The sequence below is a fragment of the Bradyrhizobium sp. UNPF46 genome, from assembly GCF_006658625.1.
In the GTDB taxonomy this organism is placed as follows: domain Bacteria; phylum Pseudomonadota; class Alphaproteobacteria; order Rhizobiales; family Xanthobacteraceae; genus Bradyrhizobium; species Bradyrhizobium nitroreducens.
Window position 1 is genome coordinate 15,306 of record NZ_LFJB01000034.1, and the last position, 16,036, is coordinate 31,341.

The window sequence follows — 16,036 nt, forward strand, 5'->3', positions numbered from 1 at the left end:
GGGCGTCATAACCGAGGAGACCCAATCCATGGCTGACGACCGTTTTCCCAACGATCCGTACCGCGCCAACCTCGCCGACGATGAGTATCTTCGCGCGGCGCGCCGGGATGCAGACCTTCAGGTCGATCCCGAGCTTGGCGAAGGCCCCGCCTCCAGCGGCAAGGTTGCGTTATTCGCCGTTGCGATTGCACTGGTGCTGGGCGCCGTGTTCTACGGCCTGAACAATACGACCAATGGCAACCAGGCCAGCAACCCGCCGGCGACGCAGACCGCACAGCAGGCGCCTGCCACCAATCCGGCCGCGCCTCCCGGCATGCGCGACGTGACGCCGCGCGCCAACACCGAGCCGGGCGTGACCACGGGTGCAGCGCCGAGCAAGCCGGCGGCGCCTGATCCGGCCGCACCGTCCGAGGGCACGAAGTAACGAATTGCAACAATCTGCGACAGCGGCGGGACGAAAGTCCCGCCGCTTTTTCGTTTGGTTCTATCCGAGCCTGATCGTGTCGGAGAACCGCTGCGCAGGTCAGCGGATCATGCGCTAGCCAAACATCTTGTTGAGCTCGCCGCCGGGATAGCCGCTGCCGAGCTCGGTGAACGTGCCCTTCTCCGCCATCTCCTTCGCCGCCCGCATGAAGCCGCCCCAGGCGGCGCGGGCGAGCGAGCCGCCGACGCTGATGCGGCGCACGCCGAGGTCCTCGGCTTCGCTCCGTGACAGACCGGACCCACCGATCAAGAGGTTGAACGGTTTTGGTGCGACAGCCTTCACCACGGCGCTGATGTCCTCGCGGGTCTTCAGGCCCGGCGCATAAAGGCAGTCGGCGCCGGCGTCCGCATAGGCGGTGAGCCGGTCGATGACCAGCTTGAGATCGGTCACGCCCCACAAATAGGCTTCGCAGCGCCCGACCAGCAGGGTACCGCTGTCGCCGATCGCCTTGCGCGAGGCCTCGATGCGCTCGACCGCGAGCGCGCGCTCGTAGATCGGCTTGTCCTTGTCGCCGGTGGAATCCTCGATCGACAGGCCGGCGACGCCGGTGCGCACACAGCGCTCGACATTGTCCGCGACCCTGTCCGGCTCGACCGCAAAGCCGCCCTCGAAATCGGCGTTGACGGGGATGTCGACGGCCGAGCTCAATGCTGCCAGATGCTGACAGACGTCCTCGACGTTGACGTGGTTGTCGGCCTTGCCGATGGTCCAGGCAAAGCCCGCGCTCGATGAGGCGATCGCCTTGAAACCGAGATGCTGCAACGCCTTGGCGCTGCCGACATCGACCGGATTGGGCAGGATGAAGCAGCCGCTCTCGTGCAGCTTCCTGAAGGCCGCGCGCTTGTCCGCCGTGGTGACGTGCATGTTTCTTCTCCCCATGTCGATGAGTTGCGCCGCAGAGATGGGGATGCACCGCGCCGATCGCCAGTGCGCCGCCTCAGGCGGCGCGCTCGTCCAACAAGATGGTTGCGGACACGCTCAGTGAACCCGCCACGTCAGGCCGGCTCGGGGACATCCTCTCTTCCAGCCATATGCTGCTGGGCTGGCGCGAGGAAGCTTGCAAACACGTAACCGTCGAGCAGGCCGTCGCCCTCCAGGTCCACCCGCACCCATGCCGGATCCTGGCTGCTGGTCTCGACGACGTTGATTTCGGTACCGGGCGGCAGAGTCCTTTCGGAGTCGAAATTCGTGCCCGGCCCGCCACGCAGCTTCAGGCCGCCGCGAGCCATCACGACATAACGTCCCGGCGCCAGCACCGCGGCGCCGTCGACCGTCCGCGACAACGTCAGAAAGTCGAAGATCTGCTCGCCGTAGAATTTGCCGCTGTCGTCCTTGAAGCCTTGCTTCAAGCCCTTCGCCGGATTGTAGCCACCGGTGTTGTAGGCAATGGCGACGGCGCAGAATTCGAGATCGGCCAGCTTCGTCCTGGACTGGAAGCCGAGCTTCCTCACCCCGCGCTCCAGCTCTCCGAGACATTGCGCGAGCGTATCGGAGAAGTTCTCGTAGCGCCGCTCCAGGAAATAGTGCGGATCGTCCTTGAAGAACTGGAGATCGCGCTGAAACATTCCGAACCCGTGGCAGAACTTGTCGGGATTGGCCACGGCACGCTCGTAGCCGCGGACAAAGGCCGACATCTGTTCGAGGCCGTCGCGCGCGATATCGAACATCTCACGCCCGTGCGGCTCTCCCAGCAGATGTGCCTTGTTGCGCGGGAAGGCCTGCCGTCCCTTGCCCGGTCCCTGGAAATCGATGGTGTCGCCGACGCAGAGCGCGAGGATGCGATCGAGCGGAAGGTTCTTCTTGCGGATCACGGACCAGATGTAGCCCGTTTCCTGGCACGCGATCGCAGCGATCATGTCGACATCGAAGGGCGTACCCGGCAAGGCGGCCTCGATCTGCGTGCGAAATTGCTGCTTGAACCACCTGATATCGTCGACGCTCACCATGATGAACTCCGTCGCTGGAACAAGGAAACGATGGGCCCTGTGACCGGCCTCAATCGGGCGCAGCCCCGACCTCGGCGAGGAAGGCTGCAAAGACATAGCCGTCGAGCAGACCGTCGCCTTCCAGGTCGACGCGAACCCAGGCGGGATCGACGTTGGAGACCGCCACGACATTCAGCTCCGTGCCGGCGGGCAACGTCCTTTCCGGATCGAAATTCGTGCCCGGCCCGCCACGCAGCTTCAGTCCATCGCGCGCGATCACCACGAAACGTCCGGGATGAGCGCCAGCGGCGACCGGTCCCGCGGGCGGCACGGCTCCGCCCGCATCCCAGCCATCCTGCGCCGCGTCGCGCAACCATTGCGGAGCCGTGGCCGATCGACCGCCAGCGCCCCAGGTCAGCCTGTTGTGATCGTCGACGGAGGTGCCGAAGCCGACATGAATCGTCCGGTTGCCCATGTAGCCGACGCCTGCCCCGATGCCGGTAGCGCCCGCCGCAGCCGCAGCCGTCACGAAACGCAAGATGCCCGGCGGCGCCGCGTCGTCGGTGAACGTCAATGCCTGACCACCGACGAGGCATTGCACGTCGGCGGCGCGCCCGAGATCGTGGCGTGTGGATCCCGTGCGACGGGTTCCATGACCGATCGCATCCTGTCCGCCCGACGTAATCCGGATCGTGTCGATCCCCGCCGCCACGGCCGCGGTGTCGAGCACGTTCTTCAGTTCATTCGTGATGGGCTTGTTTCGAATGGCATCGGAGGGAGGCCCGGTGAAAATCGTCATATGCAACACCTCGCTCTAACTGCTCGGCGCATTTTGTCCGCCCATCGATCGAAGGCGGATTGAAATCAATTTCTGACTGCAACGACACGCGCCCCCCAAAAACAGGAAGCGCGGTATAGACATCTCACAACCTGCGCGAGATGTCCACCATGGATTGAATACCCCTTTCGCGCCTGAAGCGCGACGAGACCTGGATGAATCGTCAGCGCACTTCAGGTTGTTGTTTGCGCATGATCTTTCCGGAAAACCGCTTCGCACTTTCCCGGATCATGCGTCAGCGCGCGTCGTGCACCGCCCGGCTGTCCTTCGGCGCCTGCTCACGATCGTTCATGCTGTAGTCACGGATGACGCTGGCGATGCGCAGATGATAATCGGCGAAGATCTGCGCCCTGCCCTTCGCTTGCGTGCGGCGGTGCTCCATCGTGTTGCGCCAGGCCTGCACCGCGGCCTCGTCCCGCCAGAACGACACCGACAGGATCTTGCCCTTGTCGGTCAGGCTCTCGAAGCGCTCGACCGAGATGAAGCCGTCGATGGTTTGCAGCAGCGGCTTCAGATCGGCTGCGAGGTCGAAATAATCCTGGCGGTGTTCGGGCTTGGGCCAGACCTCGAAGATCACGGCGATCATGGGCATCTCCTGCTGCTATCCGGCCTACACTACCACCTTGCGCAGGAAGGTGCGCTCTTCGGCGAGGATGAATTTGTGGTCCTCGGCGAAATGGAAGTTGGCCATGCCCTCCGCATCCTGCCGCAGCCGGGCGCGGTAGGCCTCATAGGCGGCGAGACTCTCGAAGGTGATCAGCGCGTACGCGATGTTGTTGGTGCCCTCGTGCGGCATGAAATAGCCGATCAGGTCGCCGCCGCATTTCGGGATGATGGTGAGCCAGCGCTTGGAATATTCCTCGAACTGCGCGCGCTTGAACGGATCGAGCTGGTAACGGATGAAGACGGTGACGGACATGAGGGGCTCCTGATCTTTCCTTGCGCGAAGCGCGAGCAACACTCTCGCCGCTGAAGCAACTGGATTGCTTCGCTTCGCTCGCAATGACGTGTTTGCAGCAACAGGCTACGCCCTTGCCCGACCACGATGCTTCGGCTACCATCGAAGCATGAAATCAGGACCCGACATCGCCATGGTCGCCTCGCTGGTCGGCGATCCCGCCCGCGCCAACATGCTCACGGCGCTGATGAACGGCCGCGCGCTCACCGCGAGCGAGCTGGCGCAGGAGGCCGGCATCACGCCGCAGACGGCGAGCTCGCATCTGGCCAAGCTCGAGGTCGGCGGGCTGGTCGAGCCGGAGAAGCAGGGCCGCCACCGCTACTATCGCCTCACCGACGACGACGTCGCCGGCGTGCTCGAAGGCCTCGCGGGTCTCGCCGCGCGGACCGGCCACATGCGGGTGCGCACCGGGCCGAAGGATCCGGCGCTGCGGCGCGCGCGGATCTGTTACGATCATCTCGCTGGCGATCTCGGCGTGCAGATGCTGGATTCCTTGCGCGAGCGGAATCTGGTCCGGCAGAAGAAGCAGGACATCGAGCTGACGGCCGAGGGCGAGCGGTTTCTCGCAAAACACCTGCAGATCTCATCCGACATGCTCACCCACCCGCGCCGTCCGGTGTGCAAGGCCTGCCTCGACTGGAGCGAGCGGCGGCATCACCTTGCCGGCACGCTCGGGGCCGCGATGATGCAGCGCTTCGCCGAGCTGAAATGGGCGGCACGTGACGCGACGCCCGGCAGCCGCGTGGTGAACTTCACCCGCACCGGCGAGAAGCAGTTTGCCGCGCTGTTCGGTAAGCTGAAGGACTGACCGTGCGCGCCGAGTGCCTCCCGCAGCGCGGCACAGTGCGGCCGAGCCCTCACAGCCCCCGGCGCCATGTCTGTCGCCTCAAGCAGCATGCTGAGGGAACGTTCATGCCGCATTCAGGTCCTGATTGGCAGGTTTGGATCGCGCCGTGTCGATATGTTGCAAGATTTGACATGTCGAATCGTGTCTTTTGATTCATGAGCGCCTAGCTCGCAAAGACTTGCCCCAAAGGACGAGAAGGAAGATCAAATGAAATACCTGTTCGCAGCCGCCATGCTCGCCAGCGCGGTCGTCGGTTTCAGCGAGGCGGCCAGCGCCGCCGAGGGCTGCGGCCGTGGGTTCTATCGCGGTCCCTATGGAAATTGCCGTCCGATGCGCGGCGCGGTCGTGGTGCGCCCGGCTCCCGTGTATGTAGCCCCACCGGTCGTCGTCGTGCCGCGTGCGCGCGTGTGCCCCTACGGCTTCCGCTGGTACGCCGGCCGCTGCCGTCCGTTCTGATCTCTCCGCACCGTAGAGATGGCCGCGCGGCGACAGCCTGCGCGGCCATTTTCTTTGCGGCGGCTGCTGACGACGATTCGCTCGCTCGTGAAAATTGCAGCCCCCCGGAATCGAAACGGGGATCGCCGGCTGCGATCCCCGTCCAATTCACGCCTTGCCGGGCTCACCAGCCATGGCGGCGGTGCCAGCGCCGGTAATGCCGACGCCAATGACGGCGGCGCCAGCCCCAGTGGCGGTGATGGCCATGCCAGTGCACCTGCTCAGGCGTCAGCTTGGCGGCTTCCTCGCTGGTGGTGACGGCAGGATGAGCGTCGGGATTGCCTTGCGGCGTGCGAGCGGGATCACCGAGCGGCTGCGGCGACAGCGGCGCAGCCTGCGCGGCGGTCGCGGCGAAGGCGGCCGCCGTCACTCCCAATGCAAGTTTCAAAAAGTTCCGACGCTCCATGAGCATATCCTCTAGGCTAGCTGGCAAGTGATGCAGAGGAAGTGTCGCGGTCACGACATGAACCATGGCTGAATCGTGTATTCAGAATAGGTGCGAAGCAGACATTCGGCGCGCTACTTCGAAAACTCCTGCGAACACCAGCGTCCCGCGCGAGCGCTTCGCAAGGCGGCGCGCTTTTCGGCCTCGGGAACGATGGCGCGAACGACGAGGAAGGCTGCTGGCATCGGGTTTCCTCCTGTTGTTTGGCACGAACCTAGCCGCTTCAGCGGCCGGCGACAAAAAGAGTTGGCGGGGGTGTCGGAACGAACGCTCCTCGCTCGTCCTTGCTTTGAAACCGGACACGGAGACAGCAGATGGCCGACCTCACCCTGACCACGTTCGATTGGGTTCCCGAAGCGCCGCGAGGTTTCGTGCGCGACCTGCGCGTGCGCTGGGCGCTCGAAGAGGCCGGCTTGCCCTATCACGTCGCCAGCACGCCTATCGACGATCGCGGCGCTGCGCATCTCGTGCACCAGCCGTTTGGCCAGGTGCCGTGGCTGACCGACGGCGACCTCTCGATCTTCGAGACCGGCGCGATCCTGCTGCATCTCGGCGGGCTGAGCGAGAAGCTGATGCCCACCGATCCGCGCGGCCGCAGCGAGGCGACGGAATGGGTATTCGCGGCACTCAATTCGGTGGAGATGGCGAGCCTGCCCTGGGGCATGTCGCAATTCATGGGACATCCGACCGACACGGCGGCGTGGAAATTCGTCGACGACTTCCTCAAGCTGCGGCTGAAGCATCTCGAGCCGGTGCTCGCCAGCCGCGAATGGCTGGCGGGCTCCTTCTCCGTCGCCGACATCCTGATGTCGGACGTGCTGCGCGTCGTCGATGGGTTCGGCGGCCTGGCCGACAGTCCCGCCTGCCGCGCCTACGTCGCGCGCGCCACCGGCCGCCCGGCGTTCATCAAGGCCCGCGCCGATCAGATGGCGCATTTCGCTGCGGCGGATGCGGCGCGCAAAACGTGATGCGCCTCACATAACCAATCCCGTGTCCGGGATACAGTCGCCAGCGAAAGGAAGCAGTTTCGAAAGGTGACCCATGGTCCGCATCGAATATCTCAAGCGACAGATCGCCCGCGCCGAGCGGCTGGCCAAGGCCATCCTCGACCGCCAGACCGCCGACCGGCTTCAGGCCTTCGCCGCCGAATGCCGCACCGAATTGTCGGAGTTGACGCTCAAGTCCGCCGCGTGAGGCGTGCTGGCGCCGGATGCGTCACACCAGCTTCAGCGGCGCATCGGCGACGACGCGCAGATCAATGCTGCCGATCAACGCCGCCCGCCGCGCCTCGGCAGCACTGATGGCGTCGTCCGTCTGCCGCAACGTCGAGACGTTCGAGCCGAGCGAGACGATCCCGCCCAGCACCAGCGCAATCGATCCGAGCGCCGCGGTCTGACCGAAGCCAAACACACCGAGGATCGTCACCACCAGCAGCGCCGCCCCGCCCCCGATCGCGATCTTGGACGCGAGGATGTATTTGCGGCAGCGCTCGGCGATCTCGGCGAGCCGCTCGATGCGATCTTCGATGTCGGAGATTTCGTCGGTCGGATCGTCTTCGGTCATTGGATGTGTGAGCGCGCAGATCGAGGGACAGACGAAGTTCAGTTGTAAGGCATCCTAGGACACCGGAATCACACACGCAGGGATAGGCCCAATCGACATAGCGGGCTCGCGCGAAGAACCACCGGGATCGACCGATAAATTGGAAGCGCTTGCAGCGTCGGGCAAGACCCTGACGCGAACAGTGACTCGGTCCCGCCTTCGATCGGTGATCGCTTCATAGCGCAGACTATCCGGCCCGCTATAACCGGGTCGTGCCAAGTAGAAGATGCTTATGCCGCGGATCCAGCGCCCGATACAGGCTTGATCCCTTCCAGAGTCGCCCGCCACCTCGAAATCCTCAATACGATAACAGACGATTCCATGTTCCGGTGACTTCACGAGCGAGAGTCGGGGGAGTTCGACCGGCGCGCACGTATTGTCGGCGTCGGCGTAGCCTTCGATAACGGTCTCCTCCGACGCCCGGGCAGTGACGGTCATCTCGTTGCCCTGCGCGAAGCACGAGATGTCCATCGCCAGGACTGAGGACAACACGCCCAAGATCAGGCCCCACAATCCAATGGCGCGCCGCCATAATCTCGATCGACGACGCCAAATTGCCACCGACGTGCCCTTCCCTCACAACGGCAGATTGTCGTGCTTCTTCGCCGGCGTTTCCACCTTCTTGTCCTTCAGCATCGCCAATGCCCTTGCGATGCGCTTGCGCGTCGAGTGCGGCATGATGACGTCGTCGATGTAGCCGCGCTCCGCGGCGATGAAGGGCGACAGGAAGCGGTCTTCGTATTCCTTGGTGCGGGCGGCGATCTTGTCGGGGTCGCCGATGTCGCTGCGGAAGATGATCTCCACCGCGCCCTTGGCGCCCATCACGGCGATCTGGGCGGTCGGCCAGGCGTAGTTCATGTCGGCGCCGATTTCCTTGGAGGCCATGACGTCGAAGGCGCCGCCATAGGCCTTGCGGGTGATGATGGTGACCAGGGGCACGGTGCACTGCGAATACGCGAACAGCAGTTTTGCGCCGTGCTTGATCAGGCCGCCATATTCCTGGCTCGTGCCCGGCAGGAAGCCCGGGACGTCGACGAAGGTGACGATCGGGATGTTGAAGGCGTCGCAGAAGCGGACGAAGCGCGCCGCCTTGCGGGATGCATCGCTGTCGAGCACGCCGGCCAGCACCATCGGCTGGTTGGCGACGAAGCCGACGGTGCGGCCGGCGATACGGCCGAAGCCGGTGACGATGTTCTTGGCGAACATGTCGGCGATCTCGAAGAAATCGCCCTCGTCCACGACCTTCAGGATCAACTCCTTCATGTCGTAGGGCTTGTTCGGATTGTCGGGGATCAACGTGTCGAGCGACATGTCGACCCGGCCGATGTCATCGAAGCTCGGCCATTCCGGCACGCCGTCGGTGTTGTTGGACGGCAGGAAGTCGATCAGGCGCCGCATCTGCAGCAGCGTCTCGACGTCGTTCTCGAAGGCGCCGTCGGCGATCGAGGAGCGCGTGGCGTGCACGGAAGCGCCGCCGAGCTCTTCGGCGGTGACCACTTCGTTCGTCACGGTCTTCACGACATCGGGGCCGGTGACGAACATGTAGCTGGTGTTCTTCACCATGAAGATGAAGTCGGTCATGGCCGGCGAATAGACGTCGCCGCCGGCGCAGGGGCCCATGATGACGGAGATCTGCGGGATCACGCCCGAGGCCAGCACGTTGCGGCGGAACACGTAGGAATAGCCGGCGAGCGCGGCGACGCCTTCCTGGATGCGGGCGCCGCCCGCGTCATAGAGGCCGATGATGGGCGCCCTCGCCTTCATCGCCATGTCCTGCAGCTTCGTGATCTTCAGCGCGTGGGTTTCGGAGAGCGAGCCGCCGAACACGGTGAAGTCCTTGGCAAAGACGAACGTCTTGCGGCCGTTGACGGTGCCCCAGCCGGTGACGACGCCGTCGCCGGGCACCTTGGTCTTCTCCATGCCGAACTCGGTGGAGCGGTGCTCGACGAACATGTCGAACTCCTCGAACGATCCCTTGTCGAGCAGGAGCTCGATGCGCTCGCGCGCGGTCAGCTTGCCGCGGGCGTGCTGCGCCTCGATGCGCTTCTCCCCGCCGCCGAGCTTTGCGCCGGCACGACGATCTTCAAGGGCGTCCAGGATGTGTTTCATTTGCTCCCGCCAGTTCTTAAGTGATGCGGGGTTCTAACACGGCATTTTGCGGACCGGAAAGCGCCTTTCCGCGCCGCAGGGCTGCCCTGTCCGGGCCAAAAGCGTGAGAGATTACAAAGTTTTGCCCGGGAGGCGAGCATGGACGAGAGAATGGCCGAGACCGGTGCGGCAACGGGCGGCGTCAACATCCTGCTCCGGCTGGAGGGCCTCACCCTGTTTATCGGGATGGTGATGCTCTACTGGGCCTGGGACGGCTCCTGGCTGGTCTTTGCCCTGCTCTTCTTCGTCCCCGATCTCAGCTTCCTGGCATACCTGTCCGACGCCAAATTCGGCGCGTTGGTCTACAACGCCGCCCACAGCTACATGGCGCCGGTGTCGCTGCTGACGCTGGGCTTCGGCCTCGGCTCGCCGCTCACCTTGTCCATCGCTCTGATCTGGCTCGCCCATATCGGCATCGACCGGGCACTCGGCTATGGCCTGAAATATTCCGCCGGTTTCGGCTTCACCCATCTGGGCCGGATCGGGCGGCAAAAGGAGGCCTGAACTCCGGCGCGGGCCAGTTGACCGGGCCGGCCGATTCAGGCTTGCTTCGCGCTTGCGATCAGGCGCCGAATGTTGCGTGAGCCCAGTCGGTACGGCGGCGGTCCCCAGGCCCTGGCTCAGCATCACCTCATGTCCGCGACGGTCGTCCCCCTGCCGCCGAACTCATCGTCCGAAACCATCGACTTCCTGCGGCGGATGGCCAGCATGGTGTCGGGGCGGAACGGCGAGATGCTGCTGCGCGCCGCGAGCCTGATCGAGCAGCTCGGCCAGCGGGCGATGTCCGCCGAGCGGCTCTATCACCAGCAGCAGATCGAGAGCACCCGCAACGCCGAGCTGCGCGAGGCCGCCGAGCTCGCCTCCGATGCCATGGTCGGCCAGATCGAGGCGCTGCGGGCGCAGCTTGCCGAGGTCACCGCGGCAGCCGCAGCCGAGCGTGCCGCCTTCGACGCCGAGCGCGGCAAGCTGATCGACCTGATGCAAAATGCCGAGAGCCATATCGGCAAGCTCACGACCGAGCTGGACAGCTTGCGCGCCTCCGTCGACAGCTTCAACGAGACCGTGGTCTCCGTGCCGATCGAGGTGCTGCGGCTGGCGCGGACTCAGTTCGATGTCCTCTCCGCCGGCTTTGCCCGCAGGGGCGACGTGATCTCGCAGGCGATGAGCGAGATCGGCGGCTTTGCAATCGACCAGGCGCTCACGGCGAAGAAGACGGCCGACAAGGCCTGAGCCCAGCGACAGCCGGTGTCAAATTGACAGCGCGCGGCTGCGTTGTTCTACTCCCGCAAAATCACCAGGGAGGATCCGATGCCGACGGCATTCCGCGTCGCTGCAACGCTCATTGCGCTCTACGCGTCCACCATGCTCGCCCATGCGCAATCCCTGCCCAAGGAAGCCGCCACCCGCGCCGAGATCTACCCGATCCCCTCCCTCACCCTCTCCGACCAGCAATTCCTCAGCGGCGATGCCGCCGCCGGCAAGCCTGTGACGGTCGCCGGCGAATTCCGCGTCGCGCAAGGCACCGGCAAGCTTCCCGTCGTGGTGCTGATGCACGGCTCGAGCGGCGTCGGCGCCACCACCGAGGCCTGGGTGCACGCCTTCAACGCCATGGGCATCTCGACCTTCGTGATCGACGGTTTCACCGGCCGCGGGCTGACGGTGGTCGGGCCGAACCAGGCGTTGCTCGGCCGGCTGAATCTGATCATCGACATCTACCGTTCGCTTGAGATCCTTGCCAAGCACCCGCGCGTCGATCCCGATCGCATCGTGCTGATGGGTTTTTCGCGCGGCGGACAGGCAACGCTCTATGCGAGCCTCGAGCGCTTCAACAAGCTCTGGAACAAGTCCGGCATACAGTTCGCGGCCTACGTCCCGTTCTACCCGGATTGCTCGACGACCTATGTCGGCGACAGCGAGGTCACGGCGCGTCCGATCCGCATCTTCCACGGCACGCCTGACGACTACAATCCCGTGAAGAGCTGCAAGGCGTTCGTCGAACGGCTCAAGTCGGCCGGGCGCGACGTGGTGCTGACCGAATACCCCGACAGCGCGCACGGATTCGACAGCGGCCTGCTCGGCGTCAGCACCGTTGCGGTGTCCGCCAATGCGCAGACCGTGCGCAACTGCAAGATCAAGGAAGGCGACGGCGGCGTGCTGATGAACGGCGACACCAACGCGCCCTTCACCTACAAGGACTCCTGCGTCGAGCTCAATCCGCATGTCGGTGGCAATCCGAAGACGGCCGCGGAGTCGCGCAAGGCGGTGGAGGAGTTCCTGCAGGTGTTGTTCAAGCTGGGGTGAGTGGCAATTCGGCTTGCACCGCTGCCGTAGGGCGGGCAAAGCGAAGCGTGCCCACGAATTGCGGATGACGGAAAGAGATCGTGGGCACGGCGCTGCGCGCCTTTGCCCACTCTACGGCAGCTCCGCCTTGGGCGCCGGCGTCCGCACCATATCCTCCGTCATTGCGAGCGACCGGGTCCGCGCGACGCGCGGCCCGATGACAGGCTCCGCGAAGCAATCCAGACTGCCTCAAAGGAAAGACTCTGGATTGCTTCGTCGCAAGAGCTCCTCGCAATGACGCCGGAGACTGGCGCGGCAGCGCTAGTTAGATCGCGCCGATCTCGGCAAGGCAGGCTTGCGTCAGCGGCATGCGCTCACCGACGAGCCGCGGCTCCTTGCAATCCATGTTGAGCGCGAACACCGTGTGCGCCTCGCCCTTCTCGGCCCAGCCGACCATCCAGCCGAGCGATGGCTCGCCGCGCTCGGCGCCCAAGAGGCCGGACTTGGCGCGAATGACGCTGTCTCCCACCTTGGTCACCGGCAGGATGTCGGCGACGAGATCCTGGCTGCGCTTGGAAATCGGCAGCGCGCGGCGACGCAGCCGGTCGACGAAATCGACCTGCTCGATGGGGTCTATGCGCAACGCCCCGGTAAGCCAGAACTGGTCGATGCCGCCGCCGATATCGCGATTGCCGTAGTCGAACTCATCGACGTATTTCTGCATGCGTTCCTGGCCGATGCGGCGCGCGATCTCCTGATAGACCGGCACGGCGCTCACCGCGATCGCGCTGCGCAGCGTGTGATCCTTGTTCCAGGCTTCGATCGGGCGCTTCACGCCGTCCCAGGGGAACACATCCTTGTCGGGATCGGTGACGACGCCGGTCTCCAGCGCGATCAGCGAGTTCGGGATCTTGAAGGTCGAGGCCGGCAGCTTCCCCTCGCCCGAGCGCTCCTTGTCGCTGGCGACGACCAGATAATCCTCGACCTTGTAACCGACGAAGGTGCCCGACGTGCCGAGATCGGCGAAGCGCTTTGCGAGACTGTCACGGATCTCGTTCCGCGGCGGCGCGACATGCGCGAGCGCGCGTTGCGGCAGGATGGCAGATGCGGCGAGAAGGCCGAGGGCGGAACGGCGGGTGATCAAGAGCGATATCCGTTGAGCAGTGAAAGCGACCGCGACCATGCAGCCGCTATCGTGGTGAAACGATGACAGCGCGTCAGCGTCCTCGGCCCGACAGCCGCAGCACGAACACCAGCACCTCGGCGACGGCCTTGTAGAGATCCGGCGGGATCTCCTCGCCGAGCTCGACCTTGGACAGCGCGCCGGCCAGGACCTCGTTTTCCTCGATCGGGATGTCGTGGGCCTTGGCGATCTCGACGATCTTTTCGCCGATCGTGCCTTTGCCCTTGGCGACGACGACCGGCGCGTTGGTGCCCTTCTCGTAATGCAGCGCGATCGCGAGCTTGGATGGATCGCTCATGTGGCGCGATCCAGGAAATGGCCGGCGCGGGCCGGCGCCGGCTGCGGCGGGGTACCATCACGGACCACGATGTCGCCGGGCTTGAGCTCGGCCCTCATCAGGGCCTGATTGAGCTCACCGACGCCGGCGCGGAGCTGCTGTGCGGTCGCCGGCCGCTCCGCCCACATCCGCACGAAGGTCTTGTCGCCGCTCAGCGTGATCAAGGCATGAACGGGACCGGCCGGCTCGACGTTCAGCGTGAAGCGCGCGCGCCAGGCCTGCTTGGCGGGATCGGCGGATTCGCCAGCGCCATCGCGCGAAATCTCGAACTGCGCCATCGCGGTGCCTTGCGGCGTCGCAAAGGGAATCTCGAAATTCCACTGCGGCACGGCCGGGTCGATCCGATGACCGCTGGCGTCGGTGCGATCAGGGAGCGAGGCGACCTGCAACAGCGTTTGCCGCGCGATTGCGGCGTCGGTGTCGTCGAGCAGGCGATGCACCGTTGCGGGGAGCGGCGTATCGGGCGCGAGCGATGGCGAGGCGATGGGCTGTGGCGCCGGCAGTGCGCCACGGAACGGCGGCGGTGTCGCGCGCGCGGCGGATTCGAAGATGTGGCCGTCGGGCACGGCCTTGTTCGAGCCCGGAACGTTGCCGGTCAGGCGCGGCAGGTTTTGCGTGACCTCCTGCAGCAGGGTCGCGGCAAGGCCTGCGGACATGGTCTTGGGCATCGCGGCCTGCGGTGGGCCGCCGGCGATGTCGGCGAGCACGGCAGCGGCGGGATTAGCGTTGCGGGGCGTTTGCGGTGATTGGGCGACGTCGGGGCCGGATGGCGGCAACGCGACCGGCGCGGCGGCGACCTGCGCTGTCGGCGTGGCGCTCGTCGGAAGCGCGGCGGCCTGGGTCTGCGGCGCCGCGGTTTCAATCGTGGCCAGCGTCTGGCGCAACACCAGCAGCGCTGCTTTCAAATCCGGCACGGTACCGGAGGACGGCGTCGCGCCCGCGGCAAGCGAGGCTTCGAGGAACAGGCCTGATTTCTGGAAGGCGGATTCGATATCGCCGCCATCGAGGGCGGTGTCGAGCGGCGTCTGCTGCGCCAGCACGTCGAGCACCGCCTGCTTCAGCCCCGCCGGCAGATCGCTGCCGGTGACGACGGCCGCTAGATTGGCGAACAGCGGCGCCTGGCTGCCCTGCCTGGTGACGGCCTCGGCGGAGGCGACGGTGACGGCGACCTGCTCCGCCGGCGTCAGCGTGGCGCGTGCCGCGCTCGCGGACGGCGCAAGCGGCGGACTTTCAACCAGCGACGCCGCACGCGGCGTCAGCGTGATCTGATCGGTCGCCGCCTCGCCCGCCCCGTTGATGACGGCGAGACGAATTGTGCCGTCGTTCTGCGACACCGCGAGCTGGAGATTTTGCCCCGGCGTCAGCGGCACCTCCGACATCACATCCATCGAGAGGTTGGCGATCGCGATCCGCACCAGATTGTCGGCCATCACGCTGAGGACCCTGGCGTCCACGACGCTGCCGGCCTGCAGCACGAGTTCAGGCGTCGTCGCATCAGCCGCGGGGCTGGCGGCACTGACGGGAAGGATGGAAGTGACCGGCGTCGGCATCTCAGGGGCCCAAGGGAGCCCCACCCTAACGCCTGCGTCGTAAACCTCTCGTTAAGGACCTTTGGCCACGGAGGCCTGTGCCGCCGCCAAAACCGCCACGGCAGCCTCGAAATCCCTGAGCCGCGTGGCCCGGCGGGCGGCCGCCTCCTCGTCCACGCCCCATTGCTCGCTGTTCCAGTCCTCATCGACATGGGCGGCATCCCAGACCTGGCCGGCATCGCGCACGCCATGGGCCAGGGCCAGCGCCAGCAGCGCCGAGCCGGTCAGGGTCGTCACCACATGGAGCGCGGCGACCGACCAGGCATCCCCCGGCAGCGCCGCGCGGGCGGCCCGAAGCGCCTCGTCCGGCTGCTTCACATGCATGACGCCCTCGGACAGGATGAAATGCGCTCCGAGCGTCTCCGCCGCCCAGAACAGCACGGGATCCCAATGCGCGGCCTCTCGGGCGACGAGCCCTTCCGGGTGGCCGGCGCGGTAGAACAGCAGGTCGGACTCGAAATATTTCGCAAGGTCCTCGGCGACGAGCTCGACGCGATCCACCACGCCCTCGACCACACTGTTGGCAATGCGCGTCAACGGCATGCTCACCGGATCGATGCTCTCGCCCTGAGCCGCCCATTCCCCGGCTACGGCATCGGCGAGTGTCCGCGCAGGGATCACCACCTGGCGACCCGAGGGCGTGCGGATCGGCTTGCCGTCGAGCGTGATGGCAAAGCCGCCCTCGGTCTCGGTGACGCCGGCCTCCTTGTAGAAGCGCTTGCGCCGCGGCGTGCGCGCGGATGCGCGCGCCGATTCCCGCGGATCCGGCGGAGGCTGGCTTGCTGCTTCTTCGAACAATTCGCGCATGTGAGTTTTCGGTTCCGGTCGCTGGATGCCAGGCTTTTAGGATAAGCCCTGTGGCCGATAAAGCGAGCAGCAGGCATGAGGGAACTTGCGGGCCATGG

General features: G+C 65.5%; 21 protein-coding genes. 8 read left to right on the forward strand and 13 right to left on the reverse strand.

Annotated elements, in window-relative coordinates:
* The first annotated feature begins 28 nt into the window (after positions 1–28).
* The gene (locus UNPF46_RS14755; protein ID WP_142250496.1) at positions 29–424 is read left to right on the forward strand and encodes a hypothetical protein; all 396 of its coding nucleotides are present in this window, start codon (positions 29–31) and stop codon (positions 422–424) included.
* Positions 425–538: 114 nt separating this feature from the next.
* Here the strand turns inward: UNPF46_RS14755 and UNPF46_RS14760 are convergent, their stop codons facing one another.
* The 5 genes from UNPF46_RS14760 to UNPF46_RS14780 form a co-directional block, all read right to left on the reverse strand.
* Positions 539–1,348 (reverse strand): isocitrate lyase/PEP mutase family protein, encoded by an 810-nt coding sequence (locus tag UNPF46_RS14760; protein WP_100176971.1) that lies wholly within the window; start codon positions 1,346–1,348, stop codon positions 539–541.
* Positions 1,349–1,479: 131 nt separating this feature from the next.
* On the reverse strand, positions 1,480–2,430 hold the full coding sequence (locus tag UNPF46_RS14765; protein WP_100176972.1) for an SH3 domain-containing protein: 951 nt from the start codon (positions 2,428–2,430) through the stop codon (positions 1,480–1,482).
* A 49-nt stretch (positions 2,431–2,479) separates the two neighbouring features.
* Positions 2,480–3,208 (reverse strand): SH3 domain-containing protein, encoded by a 729-nt coding sequence (locus tag UNPF46_RS14770; RefSeq protein WP_142250497.1) that lies wholly within the window; start codon positions 3,206–3,208, stop codon positions 2,480–2,482.
* 274 nt (positions 3,209–3,482) lie between these two features.
* Positions 3,483–3,833 carry an antibiotic biosynthesis monooxygenase family protein gene (locus tag UNPF46_RS14775; protein WP_100176974.1) on the reverse strand — a complete coding sequence of 117 codons (351 nt, stop codon included), beginning with the start codon at positions 3,831–3,833 and terminating at the stop codon, positions 3,483–3,485.
* Between the two features lie 24 nt (positions 3,834–3,857).
* A complete protein-coding gene (locus UNPF46_RS14780) occupies positions 3,858–4,166 on the reverse strand; it encodes an NIPSNAP family protein (RefSeq protein WP_100176975.1) in 309 nt (102 codons plus the stop codon).
* 148 nt (positions 4,167–4,314) lie between these two features.
* On the opposite strand from UNPF46_RS14780, the gene UNPF46_RS14785 reads away from it, so the two are divergent.
* Together UNPF46_RS14785 and UNPF46_RS14790 are read left to right on the forward strand one after the other, a co-directional pair.
* Entirely contained in the window at positions 4,315–5,013 is a 699-nt protein-coding gene (locus UNPF46_RS14785) for a winged helix-turn-helix domain-containing protein (RefSeq protein ID WP_181769939.1), read from the forward strand.
* Between the two features lie 246 nt (positions 5,014–5,259).
* A complete protein-coding gene (locus UNPF46_RS14790) occupies positions 5,260–5,508 on the forward strand; it encodes a GCG_CRPN prefix-to-repeats domain-containing protein (RefSeq protein WP_097658768.1) in 249 nt (82 codons plus the stop codon).
* Positions 5,509–5,671: 163 nt separating this feature from the next.
* Here the strand turns inward: UNPF46_RS14790 and UNPF46_RS14795 are convergent, their stop codons facing one another.
* Entirely contained in the window at positions 5,672–5,953 is a 282-nt protein-coding gene (locus UNPF46_RS14795; protein WP_142250499.1) for a twin-arginine translocation signal domain-containing protein, read from the reverse strand.
* Positions 5,954–6,306: 353 nt separating this feature from the next.
* Here UNPF46_RS14795 and UNPF46_RS14800 point away from each other — a divergent pair, with 353 nt between their 5' ends.
* Positions 6,307–6,960, forward strand: a complete 654-nt coding sequence (locus UNPF46_RS14800; RefSeq protein WP_142250500.1) for a glutathione S-transferase family protein — start codon at positions 6,307–6,309, stop codon at positions 6,958–6,960.
* A 73-nt stretch (positions 6,961–7,033) separates the two neighbouring features.
* Positions 7,034–7,186, forward strand: coding sequence for a hypothetical protein (locus tag UNPF46_RS37510; RefSeq protein ID WP_174718907.1), 153 nt, complete (start codon positions 7,034–7,036; stop codon positions 7,184–7,186).
* 21 nt (positions 7,187–7,207) lie between these two features.
* Here the strand turns inward: UNPF46_RS37510 and UNPF46_RS14805 are convergent, their stop codons facing one another.
* From UNPF46_RS14805 to UNPF46_RS14815, 3 genes are all read right to left on the reverse strand, one after another.
* Positions 7,208–7,555, reverse strand: a complete 348-nt coding sequence (locus UNPF46_RS14805; protein ID WP_100176978.1) for a hypothetical protein — start codon at positions 7,553–7,555, stop codon at positions 7,208–7,210.
* A gap of 54 nt (positions 7,556–7,609) precedes the next feature.
* Entirely contained in the window at positions 7,610–8,092 is a 483-nt protein-coding gene (locus UNPF46_RS14810; RefSeq protein ID WP_142250501.1) for a hypothetical protein, read from the reverse strand.
* Between the two features lie 78 nt (positions 8,093–8,170).
* Positions 8,171–9,703: an acyl-CoA carboxylase subunit beta gene (locus UNPF46_RS14815; RefSeq protein ID WP_142250502.1), complete on the reverse strand. Its 1,533-nt coding sequence runs from the start codon at positions 9,701–9,703 to the stop codon at positions 8,171–8,173.
* A 138-nt stretch (positions 9,704–9,841) separates the two neighbouring features.
* Here UNPF46_RS14815 and UNPF46_RS14820 point away from each other — a divergent pair, with 138 nt between their 5' ends.
* The 3 genes from UNPF46_RS14820 (at position 9,842) to UNPF46_RS14830 (ending at position 12,043) form a co-directional block, all read left to right on the forward strand.
* Positions 9,842–10,246, forward strand: coding sequence for a DUF4260 domain-containing protein (locus UNPF46_RS14820; protein ID WP_142250503.1), 405 nt, complete (start codon positions 9,842–9,844; stop codon positions 10,244–10,246).
* 129 nt (positions 10,247–10,375) lie between these two features.
* A complete protein-coding gene (locus UNPF46_RS14825; RefSeq protein WP_100176982.1) occupies positions 10,376–10,972 on the forward strand; it encodes a hypothetical protein in 597 nt (198 codons plus the stop codon).
* Positions 10,973–11,050: 78 nt separating this feature from the next.
* A complete protein-coding gene (locus UNPF46_RS14830; RefSeq protein ID WP_142250504.1) occupies positions 11,051–12,043 on the forward strand; it encodes a dienelactone hydrolase family protein in 993 nt (330 codons plus the stop codon).
* A 304-nt stretch (positions 12,044–12,347) separates the two neighbouring features.
* On the opposite strand, the gene blaOXA is transcribed toward UNPF46_RS14830, so the two are convergent.
* From blaOXA to UNPF46_RS14855, 4 genes are all read right to left on the reverse strand, one after another.
* On the reverse strand, positions 12,348–13,166 hold the full coding sequence (gene blaOXA / locus UNPF46_RS14835) for a class D beta-lactamase (protein ID WP_142250505.1): 819 nt from the start codon (positions 13,164–13,166) through the stop codon (positions 12,348–12,350).
* Positions 13,167–13,239: 73 nt separating this feature from the next.
* Positions 13,240–13,503 carry an EscU/YscU/HrcU family type III secretion system export apparatus switch protein gene (locus UNPF46_RS14840; protein WP_028140989.1) on the reverse strand — a complete coding sequence of 88 codons (264 nt, stop codon included), beginning with the start codon at positions 13,501–13,503 and terminating at the stop codon, positions 13,240–13,242.
* Positions 13,500–15,092, reverse strand: a complete 1,593-nt coding sequence (fliK, locus tag UNPF46_RS14845; RefSeq protein ID WP_181769940.1) for a flagellar hook-length control protein FliK — start codon at positions 15,090–15,092, stop codon at positions 13,500–13,502. The genes UNPF46_RS14840 and fliK overlap by 4 nt, the downstream gene beginning before the upstream one ends.
* Before the next feature lie 51 nt (positions 15,093–15,143).
* Positions 15,144–15,938, reverse strand: a complete 795-nt coding sequence (locus UNPF46_RS14855; protein WP_142250506.1) for an ATP12 family chaperone protein — start codon at positions 15,936–15,938, stop codon at positions 15,144–15,146.
* Positions 15,939–16,036 lie beyond the last annotated feature (98 nt).

Coding starts and splice junctions, on each gene's coding strand:
- UNPF46_RS14755 (WP_142250496.1), top strand. CDS start 29: ATGGCTGACGACCGTTTTCCCAACGATCCGTACCGCGCCAACCTCGCC.
- UNPF46_RS14760 (WP_100176971.1), bottom strand. CDS start 1,348: ATGCACGTCACCACGGCGGACAAGCGCGCGGCCTTCAGGAAGCTGCAC.
- UNPF46_RS14765 (WP_100176972.1), bottom strand. CDS start 2,430: ATGGTGAGCGTCGACGATATCAGGTGGTTCAAGCAGCAATTTCGCACG.
- UNPF46_RS14770 (WP_142250497.1), bottom strand. CDS start 3,208: ATGACGATTTTCACCGGGCCTCCCTCCGATGCCATTCGAAACAAGCCC.
- UNPF46_RS14775 (WP_100176974.1), bottom strand. CDS start 3,833: ATGATCGCCGTGATCTTCGAGGTCTGGCCCAAGCCCGAACACCGCCAG.
- UNPF46_RS14780 (WP_100176975.1), bottom strand. CDS start 4,166: ATGTCCGTCACCGTCTTCATCCGTTACCAGCTCGATCCGTTCAAGCGC.
- UNPF46_RS14785 (WP_181769939.1), top strand. CDS start 4,315: ATGAAATCAGGACCCGACATCGCCATGGTCGCCTCGCTGGTCGGCGAT.
- UNPF46_RS14790 (WP_097658768.1), top strand. CDS start 5,260: ATGAAATACCTGTTCGCAGCCGCCATGCTCGCCAGCGCGGTCGTCGGT.
- UNPF46_RS14795 (WP_142250499.1), bottom strand. CDS start 5,953: ATGGAGCGTCGGAACTTTTTGAAACTTGCATTGGGAGTGACGGCGGCC.
- UNPF46_RS14800 (WP_142250500.1), top strand. CDS start 6,307: ATGGCCGACCTCACCCTGACCACGTTCGATTGGGTTCCCGAAGCGCCG.
- UNPF46_RS37510 (WP_174718907.1), top strand. CDS start 7,034: ATGGTCCGCATCGAATATCTCAAGCGACAGATCGCCCGCGCCGAGCGG.
- UNPF46_RS14805 (WP_100176978.1), bottom strand. CDS start 7,555: ATGACCGAAGACGATCCGACCGACGAAATCTCCGACATCGAAGATCGC.
- UNPF46_RS14815 (WP_142250502.1), bottom strand. CDS start 9,703: ATGAAACACATCCTGGACGCCCTTGAAGATCGTCGTGCCGGCGCAAAG.
- UNPF46_RS14820 (WP_142250503.1), top strand. CDS start 9,842: ATGGACGAGAGAATGGCCGAGACCGGTGCGGCAACGGGCGGCGTCAAC.
- UNPF46_RS14825 (WP_100176982.1), top strand. CDS start 10,376: ATGTCCGCGACGGTCGTCCCCCTGCCGCCGAACTCATCGTCCGAAACC.
- UNPF46_RS14830 (WP_142250504.1), top strand. CDS start 11,051: ATGCCGACGGCATTCCGCGTCGCTGCAACGCTCATTGCGCTCTACGCG.
- UNPF46_RS14840 (WP_028140989.1), bottom strand. CDS start 13,503: ATGAGCGATCCATCCAAGCTCGCGATCGCGCTGCATTACGAGAAGGGC.
- fliK (WP_181769940.1), bottom strand. CDS start 15,092: ATGCCGACGCCGGTCACTTCCATCCTTCCCGTCAGTGCCGCCAGCCCC.
- UNPF46_RS14855 (WP_142250506.1), bottom strand. CDS start 15,938: ATGCGCGAATTGTTCGAAGAAGCAGCAAGCCAGCCTCCGCCGGATCCG.